This is a genomic window from Spirillospora sp. NPDC046719 (assembly GCF_040645715.1).
Taxonomy (GTDB): domain Bacteria; phylum Actinomycetota; class Actinomycetes; order Streptosporangiales; family Streptosporangiaceae; genus Spirillospora.
In genome coordinates, this window is the sequence record NZ_JBEYYT010000070.1 from 1 (window position 1) to 21,882 (window position 21,882).

Annotated in this window: 20 protein-coding genes; 3 read left to right on the plus strand and 17 right to left on the minus strand. The window is 73.1% G+C overall.

The features are described 5' to 3' along the window. Positions 1-44: 44 nt before the first annotated feature. Both trxA and trxB read right to left on the minus strand, forming a co-directional pair. Positions 45-359 carry a thioredoxin gene (gene trxA, locus ABZ914_RS15050; RefSeq protein ID WP_190857634.1) on the minus strand — a complete coding sequence of 105 codons (315 nt, stop codon included), beginning with the start codon at positions 357-359 and terminating at the stop codon, positions 45-47. Positions 360-465: 106 nt separating this feature from the next. Continuing rightward, positions 466-1,425: a thioredoxin-disulfide reductase gene (gene trxB, locus ABZ914_RS15055; RefSeq protein ID WP_500193504.1), complete on the minus strand. Its 960-nt coding sequence runs from the start codon at positions 1,423-1,425 to the stop codon at positions 466-468. 197 nt (positions 1,426-1,622) lie between these two features. Between trxB and ABZ914_RS15060 the strand changes: the two genes are divergently transcribed. Next, the gene (locus ABZ914_RS15060) at positions 1,623-2,195 is read left to right on the plus strand and encodes a dienelactone hydrolase family protein (protein ID WP_190857630.1); all 573 of its coding nucleotides are present in this window, start codon (positions 1,623-1,625) and stop codon (positions 2,193-2,195) included. A 100-nt stretch (positions 2,196-2,295) separates the two neighbouring features. Then, complete coding sequence (locus ABZ914_RS15065) at positions 2,296-2,655, plus strand: TfoX/Sxy family protein (RefSeq protein ID WP_500193506.1); 360 nt, start codon at positions 2,296-2,298, stop codon at positions 2,653-2,655. A gap of 104 nt (positions 2,656-2,759) precedes the next feature. Here the strand turns inward: ABZ914_RS15065 and ABZ914_RS15070 are convergent, their stop codons facing one another. From ABZ914_RS15070 to ABZ914_RS15130, 13 genes are all read right to left on the minus strand, one after another. Continuing rightward, positions 2,760-3,542, minus strand: a complete 783-nt coding sequence (locus ABZ914_RS15070) for an anti-sigma factor family protein (RefSeq protein ID WP_500193507.1) — start codon at positions 3,540-3,542, stop codon at positions 2,760-2,762. Continuing rightward, entirely contained in the window at positions 3,539-4,162 is a 624-nt protein-coding gene (sigM, locus tag ABZ914_RS15075; protein WP_190857618.1) for an RNA polymerase sigma factor SigM, read from the minus strand. The genes ABZ914_RS15070 and sigM overlap by 4 nt, the downstream gene beginning before the upstream one ends. 205 nt (positions 4,163-4,367) lie before the next feature. Continuing rightward, positions 4,368-6,041, minus strand: a complete 1,674-nt coding sequence (locus ABZ914_RS15080) for a protein kinase family protein (protein ID WP_500193508.1) — start codon at positions 6,039-6,041, stop codon at positions 4,368-4,370. 179 nt (positions 6,042-6,220) lie between these two features. Continuing rightward, positions 6,221-7,918, minus strand: a complete 1,698-nt coding sequence (gene murJ / locus ABZ914_RS15085; protein ID WP_500193509.1) for a murein biosynthesis integral membrane protein MurJ — start codon at positions 7,916-7,918, stop codon at positions 6,221-6,223. A 28-nt stretch (positions 7,919-7,946) separates the two neighbouring features. Then, positions 7,947-10,715: a DUF6049 family protein gene (locus ABZ914_RS15090; protein ID WP_500193510.1), complete on the minus strand. Its 2,769-nt coding sequence runs from the start codon at positions 10,713-10,715 to the stop codon at positions 7,947-7,949. Between the two features lie 420 nt (positions 10,716-11,135). Next, positions 11,136-11,993, minus strand: coding sequence for an FAD binding domain-containing protein (locus ABZ914_RS15095; protein WP_500193511.1), 858 nt, complete (start codon positions 11,991-11,993; stop codon positions 11,136-11,138). Beyond that, complete coding sequence (locus tag ABZ914_RS15100; RefSeq protein ID WP_500193512.1) at positions 11,990-14,407, minus strand: xanthine dehydrogenase family protein molybdopterin-binding subunit; 2,418 nt, start codon at positions 14,405-14,407, stop codon at positions 11,990-11,992. The genes ABZ914_RS15095 and ABZ914_RS15100 overlap by 4 nt, the downstream gene beginning before the upstream one ends. Then, on the minus strand, positions 14,404-14,898 hold the full coding sequence (locus ABZ914_RS15105) for a (2Fe-2S)-binding protein (RefSeq protein WP_500193513.1): 495 nt from the start codon (positions 14,896-14,898) through the stop codon (positions 14,404-14,406). Before ABZ914_RS15105 ends, ABZ914_RS15100 begins: the two co-directional genes overlap by 4 nt. Positions 14,899-15,122: 224 nt before the next feature. Further along, positions 15,123-15,830, minus strand: coding sequence for a peptidoglycan-binding protein (locus ABZ914_RS15110; RefSeq protein ID WP_500193514.1), 708 nt, complete (start codon positions 15,828-15,830; stop codon positions 15,123-15,125). Beyond that, positions 15,827-15,994 carry a hypothetical protein gene (locus tag ABZ914_RS15115; RefSeq protein WP_190863380.1) on the minus strand — a complete coding sequence of 56 codons (168 nt, stop codon included), beginning with the start codon at positions 15,992-15,994 and terminating at the stop codon, positions 15,827-15,829. Before ABZ914_RS15115 ends, ABZ914_RS15110 begins: the two co-directional genes overlap by 4 nt. Positions 15,995-16,188: 194 nt before the next feature. Further along, on the minus strand, positions 16,189-16,536 hold the full coding sequence (locus ABZ914_RS15120) for a hypothetical protein (protein ID WP_500193515.1): 348 nt from the start codon (positions 16,534-16,536) through the stop codon (positions 16,189-16,191). Between the two features lie 188 nt (positions 16,537-16,724). Next, on the minus strand, positions 16,725-17,597 hold the full coding sequence (locus tag ABZ914_RS15125; RefSeq protein WP_500193516.1) for an isocitrate lyase/PEP mutase family protein: 873 nt from the start codon (positions 17,595-17,597) through the stop codon (positions 16,725-16,727). Positions 17,598-17,822: 225 nt separating this feature from the next. Continuing rightward, complete coding sequence (locus ABZ914_RS15130) at positions 17,823-19,328, minus strand: MFS transporter (RefSeq protein WP_500193517.1); 1,506 nt, start codon at positions 19,326-19,328, stop codon at positions 17,823-17,825. Between the two features lie 114 nt (positions 19,329-19,442). Between ABZ914_RS15130 and ABZ914_RS15135 the strand changes: the two genes are divergently transcribed. Beyond that, positions 19,443-20,168, plus strand: coding sequence for a TetR/AcrR family transcriptional regulator (locus ABZ914_RS15135; protein WP_500193518.1), 726 nt, complete (start codon positions 19,443-19,445; stop codon positions 20,166-20,168). A 4-nt stretch (positions 20,169-20,172) separates the two neighbouring features. Here ABZ914_RS15135 and ABZ914_RS15140 read toward each other — a convergent pair whose 3' ends face one another. Together ABZ914_RS15140 and ABZ914_RS15145 are read right to left on the minus strand one after the other, a co-directional pair. Continuing rightward, positions 20,173-21,270: a CU044_5270 family protein gene (locus ABZ914_RS15140; protein WP_500193519.1), complete on the minus strand. Its 1,098-nt coding sequence runs from the start codon at positions 21,268-21,270 to the stop codon at positions 20,173-20,175. Continuing rightward, positions 21,267-21,779 (minus strand): RNA polymerase sigma factor, encoded by a 513-nt coding sequence (locus ABZ914_RS15145; protein WP_500193520.1) that lies wholly within the window; start codon positions 21,777-21,779, stop codon positions 21,267-21,269. Before ABZ914_RS15145 ends, ABZ914_RS15140 begins: the two co-directional genes overlap by 4 nt. Between the last annotated feature and the right edge of the window lie 103 nt (positions 21,780-21,882).

Genomic DNA, 21,882 nt, shown 5'->3' on the forward strand with positions numbered 1-21,882 from the left:
GGCGGCGCGGGCGGCGTTGCCGTGGGCGGCGTGTGCCGGGTGGGTCAGATGAACTCGGCGAGGTCGCGCAGCAGGGCGGCCTTCGGCTTGGCGCCCATGATCTGCTTGACCACCTCGCCGTTCTTGTAGACGTTCATCGTCGGGATCTGCATGACGCCGTACGTGGCCGGCACCTGCGGGTTCTCGTCGATGTTCAGCTTGACGATCTCGAGCTTGTCGCCGTGCGTCCTGGAGATCTCCTCCAGGATCGGCGCCACCATCCGGCACGGGCCGCACCACTCGGCCCAGAAGTCGACCAGGACCGGCTTGTCGCTGTCCAGGACCTCGGAGGCGAAGTCGGCGTCGGTCACGGCTTTCATGGTGTCTCCTTCGGTAACGGGCCCGGCGCGGTTCTCGGGCGCCGGGCCGGGCGTGCGGGCCGTGCGGTCGGCTCCCGCGGGCCCGCGGTCAGACCTGGGCCTGCGCTCAGGCCTGGGCCTGCGGGACGGTCTCCGCGGCGCCCTGGTCCTGGAGCCAGCGCTCGGCGTCGATGGCCGCCGAGCAGCCGCTGGCGGCCGCGGTGATGGCTTGACGGTAGATGTGGTCGACCACGTCGCCACAGGCGAACACGCCGGGAATCTTCGTCCGGGTGGTCGGGGCGTCGACGAGGAGGTAGCCGTCGGCGTCGGTCTCCAGCTGGCCGGTGAACAGCTCGCTGCGCGGGTCGTGGCCGATCGCGATGAACAGGCCGGTGATCTCCAGCGACGACTGCTCGCCGGTCTTGAGGTTGCGGACCTGCACGCCGGTGACCCGGTCCTCGCCGTCGATCTTCACGACCTCGCTGTCCCAGCGGAAGCGGATCTTGTCGTTGGCGAACGCCCGGTCCTGCATGATCTTGGACGCGCGGAGCTCGTCGCGGCGGTGGATCACGGTGACGGAGCGGGCGAACTTGGTCAGGAAGATCGCCTCCTCCATCGCGGTGTCGCCGCCGCCGACCACGGCGATGTCCTGCTCGCGGAAGAAGAAGCCGTCGCAGGTGGCGCACCAGGACACGCCGCGGCCCGACAGCCGCTTCTCGTCCGGCAGGCCGAGCTCGCGGTAGCCGGAGCCGGTCGCGACGATGACCGACTTGGCGAGGTACGTCTCGTCGCCGACCTTGACGACCTTCGGGTCGGCGGCGAGGTCGACCTCGGTGACGTCGTCGGTGACCAGCTCGGCGCCGAACCGCTCGGCCTGCTTGCGCAGGTTGTCCATCAGGTCGGGGCCCATGACGCCGTCGGGGAAGCCGGGGAAGTTCTCCACGTCGGTGGTGTTCATCAGCGCGCCGCCGGCGGTCACCGACCCCTCGAACAGCAGCGGCCTCAGGTCGCCGCGGGCCGCGTAGATCGCGGCCGTGTAGCCCGCGGGGCCCGATCCGATGATGATGACGTTACGGACGTCGCTCACTGTTGTGCGCCTCTCCTCTTGGCCTTCGGTGGCCTCACCGCACGGCCTGCCAGTCGCGTCAACCGATACTAGGGCCAGGGGATTCCCGGCACGCGGGGCCCTTCCCGTGACCTGCCCCGCAACGCGCCGCCGACCCCTCCGGGCGCAGCCCCTCCGGCGGCCCGGAGGCGGGCCGGGACGGCCATAGGGTGGTGGCCATGGCACGCATTCTGCTTCTCCACTCGATGTACGGGCTGCGTCCGGCGGTGCACCAGGCGGCGGACCGGCTCCGCGCCGCGGGGCACGAGGTGACCGTCCCCGACCTGTACGGCGGCCGGGTCGTCGACACGCCGGACGAGGGCGTCGAGATCAAGGAGGAGATCGGCCGGGACGAGCTGCTGCGCCGCGCGGTCGCGGCGGCGGCGCCGCTGCTGGACGGCGACGGGATCGTGTACGCGGGGTTCTCGCTCGGCGGGTCCATCGCGCAGAACCTGGCCCTCGGCGACGACAGGGCGCGGGGCCTGCTGCTGATGCACGGGACGTCCGACCTGCCCGACGACGCGTCCACCGAGATCCCGGTGCAGCTGCACGTCGCCGACCCCGACACCTACGAGCCGGTCGACTGGCTGAACGCCTGGTACCTGCGGATGCGCAAGGCGGGCGCGGACGTGGAGGTCTTCCGCTACCGCGGCGCCGGGCACCTGTTCACCGACCCGGACCTGCCCGACTACGAGCCCGAGGCCGCCGAGCGCGCCTGGGCGATCGCCCTGGACTTCCTGGCCTCCCTGTAGCGGGCGTAGCGACGGCGGCGGCCCTGTAGCGGGTGTAGCGGCGGCGGGCGGTGCTGTGGCGGTTCGGTGAATCGTCGGAGGCGCCGCGCATAATCCGGTCATGGCTTACGACCGGGATCTGGCCGAGCTCGTCCGCGAGCTGACGGCGGGCGAGGAACGCGTCACCGAGCGGCCGATGTTCGGCGGCCTGGCCTTCCTCGTCGGGGGCAACATGGCGGTCGCCGCGAGCCGGCAGGGGGGCCTGCTCGTCCGGCTGGACCCGCGGGAGGCCGCGGAGCTGGAGGACGGCGACCGGGTGCGCCCGATGGTCATGGGCGGCCGCGAGATGCGCGGCTGGCTGCACGTCGACGCGGACGCCAACGACCCGGACGGAGACGTCGGGCGGTGGGTGGCCCGCGGCGTCGCCTACGCGCGGTCGCTTCCCGCCAAGGACGCCAAGAACAGGACCCGGCGGCGCTGACCGTCAGGGATGCCGGCGGCGGGCCGCCGCGGGGTGTCCTGGTGCCCGTCGCCGGGCGGGGGCGGGTCCCCAGGCCGCCCCCTGGACATCGTTCGGGCCGTGCGTCAGGCCGGCTCGTGGTCGAGCACGTGCGGGTCCTGCGCCGTGCAGTCCGGGCCGACGACCCAGACGTCCCAGCGGCCGTCCGTGCCGCCCTGGAGCGCGATCACGGTCGCGGCGCGCCCGTCGTACCTGGCCTGGTCGACCAGGGCGGGCGTGCGGCCGTGGGTGACGCCGGTGACGCACCCGGACATCTGCGCGGTGGGCGGGGACCCGTCGAGCCGCAGCTCCTGCCCCTTGCCGAGCAGCCGGCCGACCTGGCCGGCGACCTTGCCGGCCCGGTACTCGGTGCCGCTGCGGGTGACCTTGAAGGGCCCCTTGACCATGGTGGACTCCGACGGCGCGGCCGAGTGCGGCGCCGCGCCGGCGGACAGGCGCCGCGCGTTGTCCCCCTGCGGCGGGGTCGACGCCTGGCTGCCGCTGCCGTCCGAGCCGTCCAGCGCGATCTTGCCGACCGTCGCTCCGCCGCCGAGGACGACGATCGTCGCCGCCGCGGCGGACAGTATCCGCCAATGCCGCCTTCCGCGCCGCTGCTCCATGCTCACCACGGTGGCGTTGTGCATCGACTCCGCCGCGATGGCGGTGTCGATGCGCTCGGCCAGCTCGGGCGGCATGGACGGCGCGGGCGCCTCCGCCAGGATCCGGGAGACGTCCGCAAGGTCGGCGGAGCGGTCCCGGCATTCGGCGCAGGAATCGAGGTGCGCGTTGACGGAGGCGGCCTGGTCGTCTTCGAGCAGTCCTTCGGCCAGGTCGGCCAGGATGTCGTAGTCAAGATGTGCGGGGTTCACTTGGGCATGCCACCTCCTTCCACACCTCCGACGTTTTTGGAGTCGCGTCGGTTCCGGTGGTGGGTCAGAAGTGGCGCGAGCCGCGCGCGGCCCCGCGCGCAGCGGCTCTTGATCGTCCCGGGCGGGACCTCCATCACCTCGGCGGCGTCGTCGACGGAGTAGCCCATCATGTCGACCAGCACGAGCGCGGCGCGCTGCTCGAAGGGCAGCTGCTCCAGCGCGGTGCGGACGTCCAGCGACACCCCGTGCGCGTCGGTCGGGTCGGGCATCTTGGGCGCGACGGCGTCGAACGTGGCGTCGTCGCCCATGGGGGTGGCCGGCCGGACGGACTTGCGGCGGATCCGGTCCAGGCAGGCGTTCACGACGATCCGGTGCAGCCAGGTGGTGACGGCGGCGTCGCCGCGGAACCGGCCGGCGGCGCGGAACGCCGACAGGCACGCGTCCTGCAGGGCGTCGGCGGCCTCCTCCGGGTCGCCGAGGGTGCGCAGCGCGACCGCCCACATCCGGTCGCGGTGCCGGTGCACCAGCTCCGCGAAGGCGTGCGGGTCCCCCTGGGCGTGGCGGGCGAGGAGCTCCTTGTCGGGGACCTCGTCGACTCGACGCATGCTCACCGACGTCATGAGCGACCGCTTTCTCGTACGGGACGCCCTGCCGGTGCCGGGCGGCTGCGACCGGCTCCGGCTGCTCGGGTGGTCACCACGGATTCCTGGGGGCGAGGGGACATGGATGCTCACAGGCACGATACAGACAACCGGCAGCTCACGTCACAGGTCGAGACGCCACGGAACGCCCCGGCGCGGGCGGGTGCGGCCCGCCGCGACGCGGTCAGCCGGCCGTCCCGACGACGGAGATCTCGTTGAGCTTGCCCTTGAAGCCGTCGGGCAGCCGGGTGAACCAGACGAGCACGTACTGGCCCTGCACCGCCGGGTTCGCCGCGAAGGTCAGCTCGCCACCGTTGCAGGACTGCTCGCCGACCGTCTTCATCGCGCCCGGCGCGCGCGACGTGCCGATCTTGACCTGGAGGGTCCCGCCGGAGGCGGGGCAGTTGACCCGGATCGTCGACACCTTGGCCGGAGTGCTCATGGTCAGCGTGACGCCGAGGGCCTTGAGGAAGTTGCCGAACTGGCCGTCGGCGTAGGTCTGCGTCTCCCACACCGTGCCGGGGTCGCCGTCGATGACGGCGGAGGGGTTCTTCCTGCTGGTCCCGTCGGGGTGCTGGTCGGCCGGTTTCTGGGTGGCGGACGCGTCCTGGATCTTGAGTTTCACGGTCGCCGGCTTGGGCGGCGCGCTCTTCTGGCCCTGGTCGGTCTTCTGGCCCTTGGCGCCGTGGTCGTCATTGGAGCCGCCGCCGGACAGCGCCCACGCGCCGAGCCCGACGATGACGGTGAGCGCCGCGGCGGCGATGCCGATCAGGGCCCGGTTGGCGGGCTTGCGAGCGGGCGACGCGATGGTGGCGGCGTTGGCCGGGGGCGCGGGCGGAGGCGTGTCGTACCGGCCGCGCGGCGGTGGGACCTGCCCGGACTGGGCCGGAGGCGCGGGCTGTGCATGCTGCGCGTGCTGTGCGTGCGCGCCGCGCCCACGCCTGCCCGGCCCGCGCGCGTCATGCCCCGGCGCGGGCCGGGGCGGGTCCTGCACGGGGGGCTGGTGCGGCTGCGTCGTCGCGGCCGTCGAGGCGGTCGCGGGCCGCTTGGGCGCCGCCGGACGCGGGGACGGCGTGCCGAGGCCCGCGAACAGCGGCAGCGGGGTGCGCGGCACGCCGCGCAGCGCCTTGGCCAGCTCGGCGGGCTCGGTGAGCGGCTCGGCGGTGCCGATGCCGAGGCAGCGGCAGACGATCGCGTCGATCGCGTGCGAGATGCCGGCCTGCACCTGCCGGGGCGCCTGCGGGACGCCGTCCGTGTCGGGCGCGGCGGGCAGGTCGGAGGCGGCCTCGTCGCCGGGCCAGTGCGCGGTCAGCGCCGCGTACAGCATCCGGCCGAGGCCGCGGACGTCCTCGGCGGCGGGGTCGTCGGAGTAGCGGTCGCCGAGCACGGCGTCGGTGGCGACGCCGAGCAGCTTGACGGTGCCGCCGGTCGTCCAGACCAGGTCGCGCGGGGACAGGCAGAGGTGCGCGAGCCCGGCCGTGTGCGCGGCGGCGATCGCCTCGGCGGCCTCGTACAGCAGGGTCGCGGCGCGGCCCGGCTCCAGCGGGGCCTTGGCGAGCATCTGCTCCAGCGTCTCGCCCGCCACCCACTCGCTGACGACGTAGGCGCTCTCGCCGCTGTCGTCGGCGTCGAACACCTGCGTGAGGCGGGGGTCGGTGAGGCGGCTGGCGGCGCGGGCGGAGGTGACGACCTCGCCGACGCGGGGGAACTCGGGGTCGAAGGTGCGGACGGCGACGGCCCTGGCCAGGATCTCGTCGATGGCCTTCCAGAGCGAGGACCCGCCCGAGTCGCTGATGCGCTCCTCGAGCCGGTAGCGGCCGGCGAGACGCGTGCCGGGTTCGATCACTGACGTGCTCACGGCAACGTCCTGCGCAGGTGGTCAGATCCCATGTTCGTGGCGTGGCAGCTTACGCCTCCGACCCTCCTCTTTGCGTTCCCCAGGGTGTCAGCCCGCAAGCCGTAGTCCCCCACATGGTAGTGGTTCGAACACGGGAATGGCGGCGTGATCCGGGCGCGTCCCCCTCACTTTGCCACGTCTTACCGGCGTCCGCCCGGCAACCTGCGCGCGAACGTGGCGATCGTCGCCTGAACCTCGTCCACCCGGAGCAGTTTGGCGAACACCAGGTACAGCAGCCCGCCGCCCCCGGCGCCCACCACCATGGTGATCAGAGCGGGCAGCAGCGTGTCGGTGCCGATGGCCGCGTCGGCGACGGCGTGCACCGCGTACGCGAACCCGATGAGCGGCCAGATCGCCACCAGCAGCTTCAGGTGGCCGCCGATGATGCGGCGGCCGTCCATGCCGCCGAGCTTGCGGCGCAGCACCAGCCAGCACACGAGGGTGCCGACGGCGTTGGTGACGGCGTACCCGCCGGCCATGCCGACCACGATCCACTTGACGCCGAGCAGGTTGTAGGCGGCGAACGCCAGGATGATGTTGGCGGTGACGGAGACGGCGCCGATCAGCGCCGGGGTCCGGGTGTCGCCGAAGGAGTAGAAGACCCGCAGCATCAGCTGGTAGGTCGAGAACGGCACCAGCGCGATCGCGAACATCTGCATGACGCGGGCGATCACCAGCGCGTTGTCGGCGCTGGTGTTGCCGTGCGCGAACAGCACCGTGGTGATCTCCGGGCCGAGCACCAGCATCAGCGCCGCCGCCGGCATGATGATCACCGAGGAGAGGCGCAGCCCGCTGGAGAACGCCGACCGGACGTCCGCGATCTTCCCCTCGGCGGCGAACCGGCTCATCCGGGGCAGCAGCGCGGTGATCACCGAGACGCCGACGATCGCGTACGGCAGCTGGAACATCTGGTAGGCGGTGAAGTACGGGGTGTACCCGTAGCCCTCGCCGTAGCCCTTGGCGGCCCCGAGGTCGCCGGCCCGGTTGGCGAGGGCGGTGACGACGGCGAGCCCGGCCTGCGTGGCGACGACGTACACCAGCGTCCACCCGGCCATCCGGCCGACCTGCCCGATCTCGCCGCGCTTGAAGTCCAGGCGGGGCCGCCACCGGAACCCGGCGCGGCGCAGCGACGGCCACAGCGCGACCGTCTGCAGCACGATGCCGCCGGTCGTGCCGGCCGCGAGCACCATGAACTCGGTGTCGGAGATGCTGGACGGGTCGACCTTGCCCGCCGCCATCGCCAGGAACACGCCGCCGACGCCGATCACGACGATGTTGTTCAGGATGGGCGCCCACATCGGGGCGGCGAAGCTGTTGCGGGTGTTGAGCATCGCGCCGGCGAACGCGCCGACGCCGTAGAAGAAGATCTGCGGCAGGAAGAACCGGGCGAACATGACCGCGATGTCGCGCTGGTCGCCCTTGTAGCTGCCCGCGAGGACGTCGATGAACAGCGGCGCGGCGAGCACGGCGACGACCGTCAGGACCCCGAGGCCGATGACCGCGAGCGTGAACACGCGCTGCTCGTACTGGTCGCCGTAGGTGCGGTCGCGTTCCTTCGCCCGCACCAGCAGCGGCACGACGACGCTGGTCAGGATGCCGCCGAGGAGCAGGTCGTAGATCTGGTTCGGGATCGTGTTCGCGGTGTTGTAGGCGTTGGCGAGCGCGCCGGTGCTCAGCGCCGCGACGAGGACGGCGGTGCGCAGGAACCCGGTGACGCGGGACACCAGCGTGCCGACCGCCATGATCGCGCCGGAGCGCAGGATGCCTCCGGACGCGGCCTTGCCGCCGTCGGCGCCGCCGTCCGCGGGGGGCGGGACGTCCACGACGGTCTCGCCCATGGGTCCGCCCCCGCCCGGGAGCGGGATGTCAATCGCGGTCTCGGCCGCGATGTTCGCCGCGGTGCGGGGCGGGGCCGTCGGCCCCTGGCCCGGGTAGCCCGCCGGGTTCTGCGGCGCCGGAGGCCCCTGGGGGTGCTGGGGCGCCGGGGGCCGCTGATGGCGCGGCTGCCGGGGAGGCTGCGGGGGGTACGGGGGCTGCTGGCCCCGTGCCGGGTAGCCCTGCGGCGTCTGCTCCGGGTAGCCCTGAGGCCCCGGACGCCCCTGGGGCCGTCCCGGGGAACCCGGCTGCCCCGGATATCCCTGCGGAGGACGCCCCGGCGGCTGGCCCTGCTGCGGACGCCCCGGAGGCGTGCCCTGCTGGGGGCCCTGCCGCGGGTCCGGCGGGGGGCTCGGCTGCGGAGGCCCCTGCGGGCGGTACTCCGGACCCCGGGAACCCGGACCCTGGGAACCCGGGACCGGGGAATCCGTTCCCCGGTTCTCCGGTCTCTGCTGGTCCCACTCCGGTCGACCCGTCACCGGCTGCCTCCGCTTTCCGGCGGCGCCTCGCTCTGATGGCCCGCACTCCGACGCCCACGAAGAGTACGGCAAGTCCGCCACCGGTGATGAGCAGGGAGAGCCGCCCGTAACCCGTGGTGCGGACCATGATGACGACGCTGCTGAAGACCCTGCCCGACGACGCGTCGCGCAACTCCAGCCGGACGTTGAACGTGCCGTTGCCCGCCGCCTGCGCGGGGAACCACCGCTGCACCTGCTCCCCCGGGCGGAGGTCGATGACGTCCTCGCCCTTGTCGAGCTTGCCGAGCTGGAGCTTGGCGGGGGTCACGGACGTGGCGACCAGCCGCACCCGGACCGCCTGGCCGTGCAGCGTGTTCTTGACGGTGACCGGCAGCTTGCCGGAGCTGCCCGCCATGTTCGCGCGCCGGTTCTTGGTGGTGACGATGCGGACCCGCGCCATCTCGTGGTCGACCTCGTTCGACAGCTCGATCCTGGCGTTGCGGGCGCGGGACGGGCTCGTCCGCCAGGACGCCGACTGGACGCGCAGCAGCGCGCGCTCGTAGGACACGCCGATCGGCGCCGTCATGATCGCGCGGAACCGGCCGGCGCGCCGGGCGATGGCGGCCACCTGGTCGAGGTAGGCGGCGCCGAGCTCGTACTTCTGGTACTCGTCGTTGTAGGCGCGCAGCTCCCGGGCCTGCGCGGGGGCCCGCTCGATCTTGTCGAGGCCGGTCGCGCGCAGCCAGCCGGCGCCCTTGGTGAACTTCAGCAGGTCGCCGGCGAGGCCGGGGGCGGGGTTCCAGGTCCGGTCGGGGGCGATGACGAGGGTGCGCTGGACGTTGGGCGCCTCACCGGCGATCACCGCGGTCTCGGCGAGGAACCGCTGCTCGGTGAGCACCGTGCCGCCGGGGGTCCGCGAGTTCGCGCTGACGATGTCGTTCAGGCCCGAGTCGTAGATCAGCGTCTTGCGGGTGCCCTGGTGCGCCGTCTGGATCGCGCTGGTGGCGTTCGCGGGCGCGCCCGCGGCCGGGTCGCCGAACTGGAGGTCGCTCATCAGGAACGACCCGCCGTTCTTGAGGCCGTACTTGGCGAGCGCGTCGAGCGTGTCGGGGCCGGCGACGCCGTACGGCGGCCACGCGTAGTGCGCGTCGGGCGCGCGGCCGAGGACGTCCGACGCGACGCGGGTGTTGCGCGGGTCGAACGCGGTCGCGAGCGGGCCCGTCATCTTGTTGCGGGCGAGCGCCACGGCGTCGGGGTCGGCGTACGGGAGGGTGAAGTAGCGGCCGCCCTTGGCCGCGTTCCGCAGCGCGGTGAGCCAGGTGCCCGCCGCGTCGCTCTTCTTCATCGTCTTGGCGGCGGTCTGCCCGCCGGGCGTCAGCACGTGGTAGCCGTGCTGCGCGATCTCCTGGACGTCGTCGAGGAGCGCCGGGTCGATCGCCCAGGTCACGGGGGTCTTGGGGTTGGCCGCGGCGGCGCCGACCAGGTCGTTCAGCCGGCCGTTGCCGGCGACCTCCGCGGCGAGCCGGTCGTCGAGGAAGACCGAGTCGCCGGCGCGGTGCTGCTGGTCGGCGAGCGGCAGCACCCAGCCGACGGCGACGGGCTTGAAGTGCGTCTGCCTCGGCATGAACGTCACGAACGTCGTCACGCCGCCGACGACCTGCTGCGCGGAGTTGAGGACCTCGACGCCGACCGGGTAGACGCCGGGCGTGGCGCCGGGCGGGACCAGGCGCAGCGCCTTGACCGGGATCTTGAACTGCCAGTCCTGCCTGCCGCCGGCGGCGGCCGCCTGCGGGATCTGCTTGGCCTGGCCGGGGAAGGGGAGCTGGTTCGCCGTCATCCCGGCGTACTGGTCGAGCTGGCTGCGGCTGGTGATCGGCTGGCGGCCGAAGCGGAGGCGCACGGTGGCGCCGGCGATCGCGTGCCCGGACCGGTTCTGCGCCGTGCCCCGGAGATCGAGCGTGGAGCCGGCCTTGAGCGGTTTGGGGCTGACCTTGGTCAGCGCGAGGCCGACCTGGGCGCGGGCGTGCGCCTGGTCGGGGGTCTGCGCCGCGCCGGGCGAGCCGGGCTGCGCGGCCTGCGGCCCCGCGGCCCCGGGCTGAGCCGCCTCGGGTTGCGCGGCCTCGGGTTGCGCCGCTTCGGGTTGCGTGGCATCGGGCTGTGCGGCCGCGCCCGGGAGGAGCGCGGCGTCGGCCGTGCCGGGGAGCGCGGCGGTACCGGGCGCGGCGGCGAGCGCGGGGCCCGCGCCCACCGCGAGCCAGGGCAGCAGGGCGGCCAGCGTCACCGCGCGTCTGACCGCTCTCACGCCGTGCCCGCCCTCACGCCGTGCCCGCTGACAGGTCCGCCCGGCGGCCGCCCGGCGCCGGGCCGGCCTCGGAGCGGAGGTCGTTTTCCCGCACCACGGCCCCGATGGTAGTCGGGACCGGCCGGGCGGCGGACTTCCGAGGCGGATCAGCCCACCGGATGGCGCCGTCCGGGCGTGTTCGGCCCGCCGCGCCGCGGCGCGGGCGCCGGGACGCCCGCCGCGGCGTCCAGGTCGACCGGCTTGGCCTGGCACAACGCGGCGAGGTCGGGGCGGCGGATGCCGAGCGCCGTGGGCGGCGCGGCCGGGGGGGGGGTGTCGTCGCCGGGGGCGGGGGGGGCGGGCCCCCCCCCCCCACGGCCACGACTCAGCCGCGCGCCGCGTACGCGGGGACGGTCCCGCGCACCCGCCGAGCCGGATCGCTCATACGTTCGCCGCCGCGCTCAGCGCCCGCGCGGTCAGCACGGACGCCAGGTGCGTCCGGTATTCGGCGGACCCGTGCAGGTCCGCGGGCGGCTCGGTGCCCTCGGCGGCGCGCGCGGCGGCGGCCTGGAACGCCTCCCGCGACGCCGCCCGCCCCCGGACGGCCTCCTCGACCCCGCTCGCCCGGACCGGCGCCGGCCCCATGTTGGTCAGCGCGACGCGGGCGTCCTCCACGGTGTCCCCCGACCGGCGCACCGCGCAGGCGACACCCACGATCGCCCACGCCTGCGCCGTCCGGTGGAACTTCTCGTAGTGCACGCCCCAGCCCGCGCCGAGCTTCGGCACCCGGACGCCGACCAGCAGCTCGTCCGGCTCCAGCGCCGAGGTCATCCAGTCGACGAAGAACTCCGCCGCCGGGATCTCCCGCTCGCCGCGCACCGACCGGGCCAGCAGCACCGCGTCCAGCGCCAGCGCGACCGCCGGCAGGTCGCCCGCCGGGTCCGCGTGCGCCAGCGACCCGCAGAACGTGCCGCGGTGCCGGACCGCCGGGTCCGCGACCGTCTCCGTCGCCCGCGCGAGCAGCGGCAGGTGCTCGCGCACCAGCGGGTCGCCGACCACCTGGTGGTGCGTCGCCATCGCGCCGATGACCACCGCGCCGCCGTCGTCGCGGATCTCCCGCAGCCCGTCCAGCCGGCCGAGGTCGATGAGCGCGTCGGGGTAGGCGAGCCGCATCCGCAGCAGCGGCATCAGGCTCTGCCCGCCGGCGAGGACCTTCGTGTCCTCGCCCGCGTCGGCGAGCGCCCGCGCGGCGTCGTCCACCGACGCGGGCCGCACGTAGTCGAACGTCGCGGGGATCACTGGGCACCTCCGGCCGATCCGAGGCCGCCGCCCGCGCCGGGCTCGGCCGTGTCGGGCGTGGACTCCGAGCGGAGCGCGCGCCACACGCGCTCCGGCGTGCACGGCATCGGGACGTCGTCCACGCCGAACGGGCGCAGCGCGTCCACGACCGCGTTCACGACCGCCGGGGTCGAGGCGATCGTGCCCGCCTCGCCGACGCCCTTCACGCCCATCGGGTTGGACGTCGCGGGCGTCTCGGTGCGGTCGGTCGTGAACGACGGCAGGTCCGCCGCCGACGGGATCAGGTAGTCGGCCATCGTCGTCGTCGTGAGGTTGCCGTCCGCGTCGTACACGGCCTCCTCGTACAGCGCCTGCGCGATGCCCTGCGCCAGCCCGCCGTGCACCTGCCCCTCGACGATCAGCGGGTTCACGACCTTGCCGACGTCGTCCACCGCGACGTACTTGCGGATCCTCACCATCCCGGTCTCGGTGTCGACCTCGGCCGCGCACAGGTGCGTGCCGTGCGGGAAGGAGAAGTTGTCCGGGTCGAACGTCGCGTCGGAGTCCAGCGACGGCTCGATCCCGTCCGGCAGGTCGTGCGCCGCGAACGCGGCCAGCGCGACCTCCTGCAGCGTCCGGCCCTCCTGCTGGACGCCCCGGACGCTGAACCGCCCGTTCTCGAACTCCAGGTCCTGCTCGGACGCCTCCAGCAGGTGCGCGGCGACCTTCCGGGCCTTGTCGACGACCTTGTCGCACGCCGAGTACAGCGCCATCCCGCCGACCGCCAGCGACCGCGACCCGTAGGTGTCCATGCCCTTGTGTGACACGGCCGTGTCGCCGTGCAGCACCTTCACGTCCTCGAACGGGACGCCGAGCCGGTCCGCGGTGATCTGCGCCCACGCCGTCTCGTGGCCCTGCCCGTGCGCGGACGACCCCGTGACGACCTCGACCTTCCCGGACGGCAGCACCCGGACGGACGCGTGCTCCCAGCCGCCCGCGCCGTACGACAGCGACCCCAGCACCCGCGACGGCGCCAGCCCGCACATCTCCGTGAACGTCGACACCCCGATGCCGAGCTGCACCGGGTCACGGCGTTCCCGCCGGTCCGCCTGCTCCGCGCGCAGCTTGTCGTACTCGAACAGTTCGAGGGCCTTGTCCGTCGCCGCCTCGTAGTTCCCGCTGTCGTAGGTGAGGCCGGCGATCGTGTCGTACGGGAACTCCTCGTGCGCGATCCAGTTGCGGCGCCGCACCTCGATCGGGTCCATGTCCAGCTCGGCGGCCAGCTCGTCCATCAGCCGCTCGATCGCGAACGTCGCCTCGGGGCGTCCCGCGCCCCGGTACGCGTCCGTCGGCGTCTTCGTCGTGAACACGCCCGAGCACGTGAAGGAGTAGGCGTCCATCTTGTAGATGCCGTTGAACATGAACGCGCCCAGCAGCGGGATGCCCGGCGTCACCAGCATCAGGTAGGCGCCCATGTCGGCGAGCAGCTCCACCTTCAGGCCGCGGATCCGCCCGTCCCGCTCCGCCGCGAGCGTCAGCCGCTGGATCTGGTCGCGGCCGTGGTGGACGGTCATGTTCCCCTCGCTGCGCGACTCCGTCCACTTCACCGGACGGCCCAGCCGCCGCGCCAGCAGCAGCGCGAGGACCTCCTCGCCGTACACCTGGAGCTTGGACCCGAACCCGCCGCCCACGTCCGGCGCGACGACCCGGATCCGGTGCTCGCCGATCCCGGTGACCGTCGCCAGCATCAGCCGCAGGATGTGCGGGATCTGCGTCGCCGAGTACAGCGTGAACTCGTCGCCCTCCGGGACGCACAGCACCGACCGCGGCTCCATCGCCGTCGGGATCAGGCGCTGCTGCACGTACCGGCGCTCCAGCACGACCGGCGCGTCCCGCATCGCCGCGTCCAGGTCCCCGTTCTCGAACACCCACGTGTACGAGGTGTTCGTCCCGAGGTCCTCATGGACCAGGTCGGCGCCGTCCGCGACCGCCGCCTCCATGTCGACCACGGCGGGCAGCGGCTCGTAGTCGACGTCGATCTCCTCCAGCGCGTCGAACGCCGCGTACCGGTCGCGCGCGACCACGCACGCCACGGGCTCGCCGACGTACCGGACCTCGTCCACGGCCATCGGCGGATGGTCCGGATGCTTCATGTCCTCGGTGACGACCCACGCGCACGGCAGCGCCCCCTGCTCGTCCGCGAAGTCGGCGCCGCTGAGCGCCGCCACCACCCCGGGGCGGCTCCTCGCCTGCGCGACGTCCACCCCGGCGATGCGCGCGTGCGCGTGCGGGCTGCGCAGGAACGCCACGTACAGCGTCCCCGCCGGCGCCATGTTGTCGGTCCATTTCGTCCGCCCGGTGATCAGCCGGGCGTCCTCCGACCGTTTCCGGGGCGAGCCCATCTCCTTCGCGGGGCCCTCGGCCGTCGCGGTCATGGCGTCACCTCCCGCTCCTGCGCGGGCGTCCGCATGTCCGCCGCGGCGCGCCGGACGGCCTTCACGATGTTCTGGTAGCCGGTGCACCGGCACAGGTTGCCCTCCAGCCCGTCCCGGACCTCCTCCTCGGACGGGTCGGGGTTCTCCCGCAGCAGATCGATCGACGCCATGATCATGCCGGGGGTGCAGTAGCCGCACTGGAGCGCGTGCTCCTCGTGGAAGGCGCGCTGCATCGGATGCTCCGCGCCGCCGATCCCCAGCCCTTCGACGGTCGTGACGTCACTGCCGTCGGCCTGGACGGCGAGCACGGAGCAGCTCTTGACGCTCATCCCGTCCATCAGGACGGTGCAGGCTCCGCAGTTGCTGGTGTCGCACCCCACCGGGGTGCCGACTTTCCCCAGCCGGTCGCGCAGATAGTGGACGAGAAGAAGCCGCGGTTCGACGTCGTCCTCGTACGTCGCACCGTCGACCTCGACACGGATACGTGGCATGCGTTTCTCCCAGGGACGTCTCGGGGTGGACCGGAGAGAGGACGTCCCCGGGCGGAGCGCGCTGGTCTGGCCACGTCATCGGGGCCCCGCCTCTCTGGAGCACTCCGCGGCGTGCCTGCCGGAACCGCTCCGCGACATGCGACCTTACGAAGGTATGCCGCGGTTGAATCGCGTACTAGACCCCGACGTGGCTTATTTGTCCCGGGACGGCGGGAGTTTCGGTCCTAGTGCACGCGCAGCAGCACCGGCCAGGTGTCCGGCCCGACGACCCCGTCCGCCGTGACGCCGCCCCACTTCTGGACGGCCTTCACCGCCGCCTCCGTGGTGTCGTCGAAGTTCCCGTTGACGGACACCTCGGGATGGCTGCGCGCCAGCAGCAGCCCCTGCACGCTCTCGACGTGCTCGCCCGTGTCGCCCTTGCTCACCTGCGGCAGCTTGTTCACGATGGCCTCCGTCCAGTCGTCGCCGTTGTAGTCGGGCCGTCCGTAGCCCGCGATCACGTCCGCGCCGCGCACCCTGCGCTTGCAGGCGTCGGAGGTGTTGCCCTCGATCGTCTGGACCCGTCCGCCGCCGAGCGCCTTCTCGACCACGCCGACGTGGTCGATCGCGGAGATGCTGTTGGACGCGCCCCAGTCGAAGAAGACGATGTCGCCCGGCTTCGCCGCGTCGACCCGCGCGGTCGTGCCGGCGTGCCAGCGCCCGGCCTTCTGGAAGTCCTCGGCGTGCCAGACGGTGTACGCGCGGTCGCCGCCGAGCAGGACGGCGTCCGCGTTGCCGCTGTGCCGCGCCCAGTAGGTGATCGCCATGTCGCACCAGGACGCCTTGAGGAACTCGTCCCCGTGCCGGGCGGCGTACTCCTTGGTGATGGTGTTCGGACGGCCCGACATCCCGAGGGACTTGCGGGCCTCCGCCAGCATGCTCGCCGCCGTCATGAGAGCCCCTCCCCGCGGTGGATCCCGTCCTCGTCGGGCTCTCCGTACAGCTCGCGCAGGACCCGGTCCTCGTCGGGCTCCGTCGCGCGGTCGACGCCGGGGTTCACGTCGACCCGGTCCATATGCGACGCCTCCGCGGCGTCCGTTCGTGCTTCGGGGGTCACTGTCACTCCTCGCCGGTCGCGACCGCCCCCGTTCCGTGGGCGATCACCAACCGACCGTAATCGGATGCCCCCTACTTTTCCGGTTTTCCGCCCTATTCACCTCGACACCGTCTGACCTGCCCCAAGGGCCGCCCCATCGTCACCCGCGGGTGAGCGGACGGCGCCCGGCCGGAGCGCGGGCGCCGTCCCGGACGTCACTCGTCGTCCGACTGCGGTGGGGACGTGGTCGTCGAGGTGCCGGACAGCGACCCGTTCGCGGAGCCGGGCGACATCCCGCTGGACGCGCCGCTGACCTCGTTGATGATGTCGCTGCCCGGGCTGCCGTCGCCCTTGGCGAGGTTGAACGAGCGGTCGATCTCCAGCCAGCTGTCGTCGCCGGCGTCGTCGCCGGTGTTGTTGAACGCGCTGACGAGGCTGTCCCCGTGCGCGGCCGGGGCCGCCGGGGCGGACGGGGAGGAGGACGCCCAGGTGACGCCGGCCGTCGCGGCCGCGGCGGTGCAGGTGAGGGCGGACAGGACCAGAAGCCTGATGAGCATGCGCATGGTGACCCCTTTATTCGTGGACGGGCGAATCTCGTGGACGATGAATCTCGTGGACGCCGAATCCCGTGGACGACGGAATTCGCGCGGAACGGAACCCGTGAAGGACGGGAATCGTGCAAGGACGAAACATCGCGGCGACTCCCGGATGGGGAATCACCGCGATGGGCGAATGCCGGTGTTCGGAAGGCTCAGGCGGGGGAGCCCGCCATCTTCCGGCCGTTCGGCCGGTGGTGCCGGCTGATGTTGCGTTCGAGCAGTTCGATGGACTCCTTGACGCCGACGGCGTCCGGCGTCATCTCGGGCAGCCGGCCGTCGGCGCCCTTCAGTTCGAGCAGCGCCGCGTCCATCGCGCTCTGCGCCGCGAACAGGCACGGCGTGCTGTAGATCGCCACGTCCACGCCGAGCTCGGTCAGCTCGGGCAGCGAGATGCGCGGCGACTTGCCGCCCGCGATCTGGTTGAACAGCAGCGGCTTGCCGCCGATCACCGACCGGACCCGGCGGATCCAGTCGACGCTGCGGACGCCGTCGACCAGGATCACGTCGGCGTCGGTCTCGGCGAGGGCCTGCGCGCGGCGCAGGATCTCGTCCTCGTCGGTGGCGTCGGTGCGGGCGACCACCACGAGGTCGCTGCGCGTGCGCAGCACCATGTCGAGCTTCTCGAGGTACTCCGGCAGCGGGAGGATCCGCTTGCCGTCGACGTGCCCGCAGCGGCGCGGCCGCTGCTGGTCCTCCAGGATGACGCCGGAGGCGCCGATCATCTCCAGCTGCTCGACGACGTGGCAGGCGACCTCCGGGTCGACGTACCCGTCGTCGATGTCGACCAGCAGGTGCCGGCCGGGGAAGGCGAGCCGCAGCCGCTGCACGAACGCGACGAGGTCCGGCCAGGCGATGAAGCCGATGTCGGGCAGCCCGTAGTGCGACGCGGCGAACCCGAATCCGGACACGAAGAGGCCGTCGTAGTGCTTCGCGGCGACGGAGGCGGAGAACATGTCGAACACTCCGATGAGCGGGGTGACCCCCTCCGACATGATCTCGCGTCGTAGCTCGTCTCCGTAATTCACGTATCACTCCTCTGTTCTGGGGTGTGGCAGGCCCGGTGCCGCGCGGGCACCGGGCCGGGGGAACTGTCACGCCTCGAACAACGCGGATGTGTCGCTATTCCGCGTCGCGATTAGTTACTCATCCAGAACGTATAGGAGGGGTAAAGTGAATGTAGCGGTCCACTAAAAACCGGTCATGCATCGCCGGTAATGAAGTGGCATATGGTGATTTGTAAAAGGCGTCGTCTAGGGGGCGACGTCGACCGGCGCGCTCGGGGCGTCCTGCTGCGCCGACGGGGCCGGGCGCAGGACGAGGAACGCCAGCACGGCCGCGGCGACGCCGGCGACCACGCCGACGACCGCGATGGTGGCCATCGAGTCGGTGAACGCGTCGCGCGCCGCCGCCGCGAGCCCGGCGTCGCCCTTGGCCGCCGCGACCGCGAGCGCGTCGCCGATGGACTCGCGCGCCGCGCCGGTCACGCCGTCCGGCATGTGGCTGGAGAACGCCGCCGACAGGACGCTGCCGAGCACCGCGACGCTGAGCGCCTGCCCGACCTGCTGGACGGTGTCGTTGACCGCCGAGCCGACGCCGGCGCGCTCGGGCGGCAGCGCGCCGAGCAGCGTCCCGTACGCCGCGGGCCCCATCGTCCCGCTGCCCATCCCCATGACGACCAGGGCGACGGCGAGCTTGGGGTAGCCGTCGCCGGGCGACAGCGTCGCCAGCACGCCGAAGCCGGCCGCGAGCAGCAGCAGGCCGGCGGCCACCGCGACGCGGGCGCCGAGCTTCTTGTCGACCACCACGCCGACCCCGTTGAACGCCATCGCGGCGACCATCAGCGGGATGAACGCGGCGCCCGCCTTCAGCGGGCTGTACTCCAGGACGAACTGCAGGTACTGGGTGAGCGCGAGCAGCAGCCCGCCCGCCGAGAACGACATCAGCACCACCGAGAGGCTGGCGCCGCTGAAGTTGCGGTCCCGGAACAGGCCCATCGGCAGCATCGGCTCCGCGCAGCGCCGCTCCCACAGCCCGAACGCGGTGATCATGACGACCGCGACGACGAACCCGCCGATGGTGCGGCCGGACGACCAGCCGTCCCGCGCCGTCTCGATCACGCCCCACACGAGGGCGGTCATCCCGGCGGTCGACAGCACGGCGCCGACCACGTCCGGGCGGACGGCCGGGCCGCGCGACTCGGGGATGATCAGCAGCGCGGCGACGACCCCGAGGACCGCGATCGGGATGTTCAGCAGGAACACCGAGCCCCACCAGAAGTCGCGCAGCAGCAGGCCGCCGACCAGCGGGCCCGCGACGGCGCCGACCATCAGCACCGAGCTCCAGATGGCGAGGGCCTTCTTGCGCTCCTCGTCGTCGAAGACGGTGGTGAGGATCGACAGGGTGCCGGGCATCAGGAACGCGCCGCCGATGCCCATCAGCGCCCGCGCGGCGATGAGTTCGCCGGACGAGTCGGCCAGCGCGGCGAGGCCGGACGCGCCGCCGAACAGGATGAGGCCGGTGACGAGGCCGCGGCGGCGCCCGAACCGGTCCGACAGGGCGCCCGCGGTGAGCAGGAGCCCGGCGAAGACCAGCATGTAGGCGTCCAGGATCCACTGGATGTCGGAGTTGCTCGCGTGCAGGTCCTCGACCAGCGACGGGATCGCGACGTTCAGCACCGTGTTGTCGATGACGACCACGAGAAGGCTGAGGCAGAGCACGCCGAGGATCACCCAGCGGCGCGGATTGCGGGCGGACATGGCATCCCCGTTCGTACGGCGATCGAATTTTCGCACACTGTACTAACTTTGGTACGGCGTTCGTCAACCGATAATCTGGGGCGGCCGAGCATCCCCTGGTCAGAAGGACGTCGCATGGCCCCTGAAACCGATCCCGTCGCCGGCTCGGTCTGGCTGCGCCCCGGCCGTCCCCGCCGGGGCCGCCCGCAGCTCAGCCGCGAGGAGATCGTCGGCGCCGCCGTCGCGCTGCTGGACGCCGAGGGCATCGAGGGCTTCAGCATGCGCCGCCTCGCCGCCAGCATCAGCGCGGGCGCGACCTCGATGTACTTCTACGTCGCCAACAAGGACGAGCTGCTGGAACTCGTCGTCGACGAGATCCTCGGCGAGGTCGAGATCCCCGACCCGGACCAGGTCGGCTGGCGCGAGGCGGCGGCCGGGACCGTCCGCGCCTTCCGCGCGGTCCTGCTCCGCCACTCCTGGGTGCTCGGCCTGTTCGGCAACCACCCCGCCATCGGCCCGAACGCGATGCGGGTCAGCGACCGCACCATCGCGCTGCTGACCGCCGCCGGCCTGTCCGGCGCGGAGGTCAGCTGGGCGAGCAACCTGCTGATGTCGCACGCCATCGGCTACGCGACGTCGGACGCCGCGCTGGAGCGCGCCACCCGCGACGCCGGGAAGTCGCCCGCCGACCTCGTCGAGCAGCTCCGCCCGTTCGTGGAGCGCGTCGCCGACGACTACCCCAGCTACGCCGCCTGGTGGCGGGAGAACCCGACCATCCGCGTCGAGCCGGACGTCAGCTTCGAGTTCGGCCTCGAACGGATCCTCGACGGCCTGGAAGGCTGGCTCAAGCGGAAGTCCTGACCGCTCAGCGCCGCGCGCCGGGCAGCTTCTGCGCCGGAGGGGTGTCGGTCCATCCGGCCGTCCGCTGCACCGCGTAGTACTGGGCGCTCCCGGCGGGCACCCGGCTGTTGGCCGTCCCCGGCCGCACCACCACGGCCCGGCTCGCCATCAGGAAGTCCTCGGACGGGCTGAGCAGGATCTGCCATTGCAGGGTCCCGAGGTCACCGGTGGTCTCGTCCATCGCGACGCCGAGCGCCGGGCGCCCGAGCGGGTCGCGGACCGTGCCGAGGTCCCGCACGCCCGGCAGCCCCGCGAGCATCCGGTACACCGCCGCCCGCAGCGCCTGCGACGGCTGCGACACCGGATCGCTGAGCAGGCCCGGCGCCTCCCGGAACAGCCACGCGTCCGGGTCCTTCGGCAGGCCGCCGTGGTCGCGGATCCAGGTCAGCATCGCCGTCCGCAGCCGGACCGGGTCCGTCGGCAGCCGCGCCGGGTCCCCCTCGAAGATCCGGTCGTCGGGCCGCGGGCCCTCCGGGACGTCCGGGATCGCGATGCCCATGTCCGGGTCCGGGTTCTCGTTCTGCCGCGGCGACCCGTCCAGCCGGTACTGCCGGGCGTCGGCCGGGGTCACCGGCCGCAGCCGCACGCCGCCGATGTCGTAGGAGTGCACACCGTCCCCGTCGACCGGGTCGCGCGGCAGCCATGTCTCCGTGGGGAACGTCGCGAGCAGCGTGTACCGGTGGCCGCGGTGGTCGCGCTGGATCAGCTGCCCGACCTCGCCCTCCGCGTGCCAGAACCGCTTCGGCTCGGTTCGGTCGGCCTTCTCCGCCGCGGCCATCAGCACCGCGTGCGCCGGCCCGGACGTCACGAACCGCTGCCGGGGGATGGGCTCGGGCGCCAGCGCGTTCCACGCCACCACCGCCGCGGCCGCCACCGCCGCCACGGCGGCGGCCGTTCCGGGCAGCGCCCACCTCGGCCGCGTCCGCGGGCTCCACCTCGGGCGCCACCGGCCGCGCCGCCGGGCGGTGATGCCCCGCAGCACCGCCTCCTCCCGCTCCCCGTACTCCAGGTCCTCCGCGCGCACCGGGTTCGCGGCGGCCAGCAGGCCGTCCAGGTCGTTCATCGTGCCGCCTCCTCTGCGGGACTGGTGTCGTCGGTGAGCAGGGCGGCCAGGCGTTTGCGGGCGCGATGCACCCGCACCTTGAACGCCGCCGCGGAGCAGCCCGCCACGAAGGCGGCCGAAGGGTGGTCGAGCTCCTCCCAGCCGACCAGCATCAGCGCCTCGCGGTCGGCGTCCGGCAACCGCCACAGCGCCTCTCGCAACCGCACCTCCTCGACCACGCCCGCCGCGTGGTCGGGCGCGTCCTCGTGGTGGAGGGCCAGCCGCCCGGCCAGCCGGTCGCGCCGCCGCCGGGACCGCCGGTCGTTGTTCAGGCAGTTGTGCGCCGCCCGGTAGAGCCAGGGCAGCGGATCCTCGGGCAGCCGGTCGATGTGCCGCCACGCCGCGGTGAACGCCTCCGCCACCACGTCGTCCGCGCGTGCCTCGTCCGTCCTGCGCAGCACGTACGCCCGCACACGCGCGTGGTGCCGTCTGAACAGCACCGTGAACCGTTCCGCCGCATCGTCCGCCACTCCGACTCCAAACCCGAGATGGGGTCCCTCACCCCTAAAGGTCCGCGGAGCCCGCGCGGGTTACCGCCGGTACCGGGCCGCCGGGCCAGGTCGGCGGATCGGG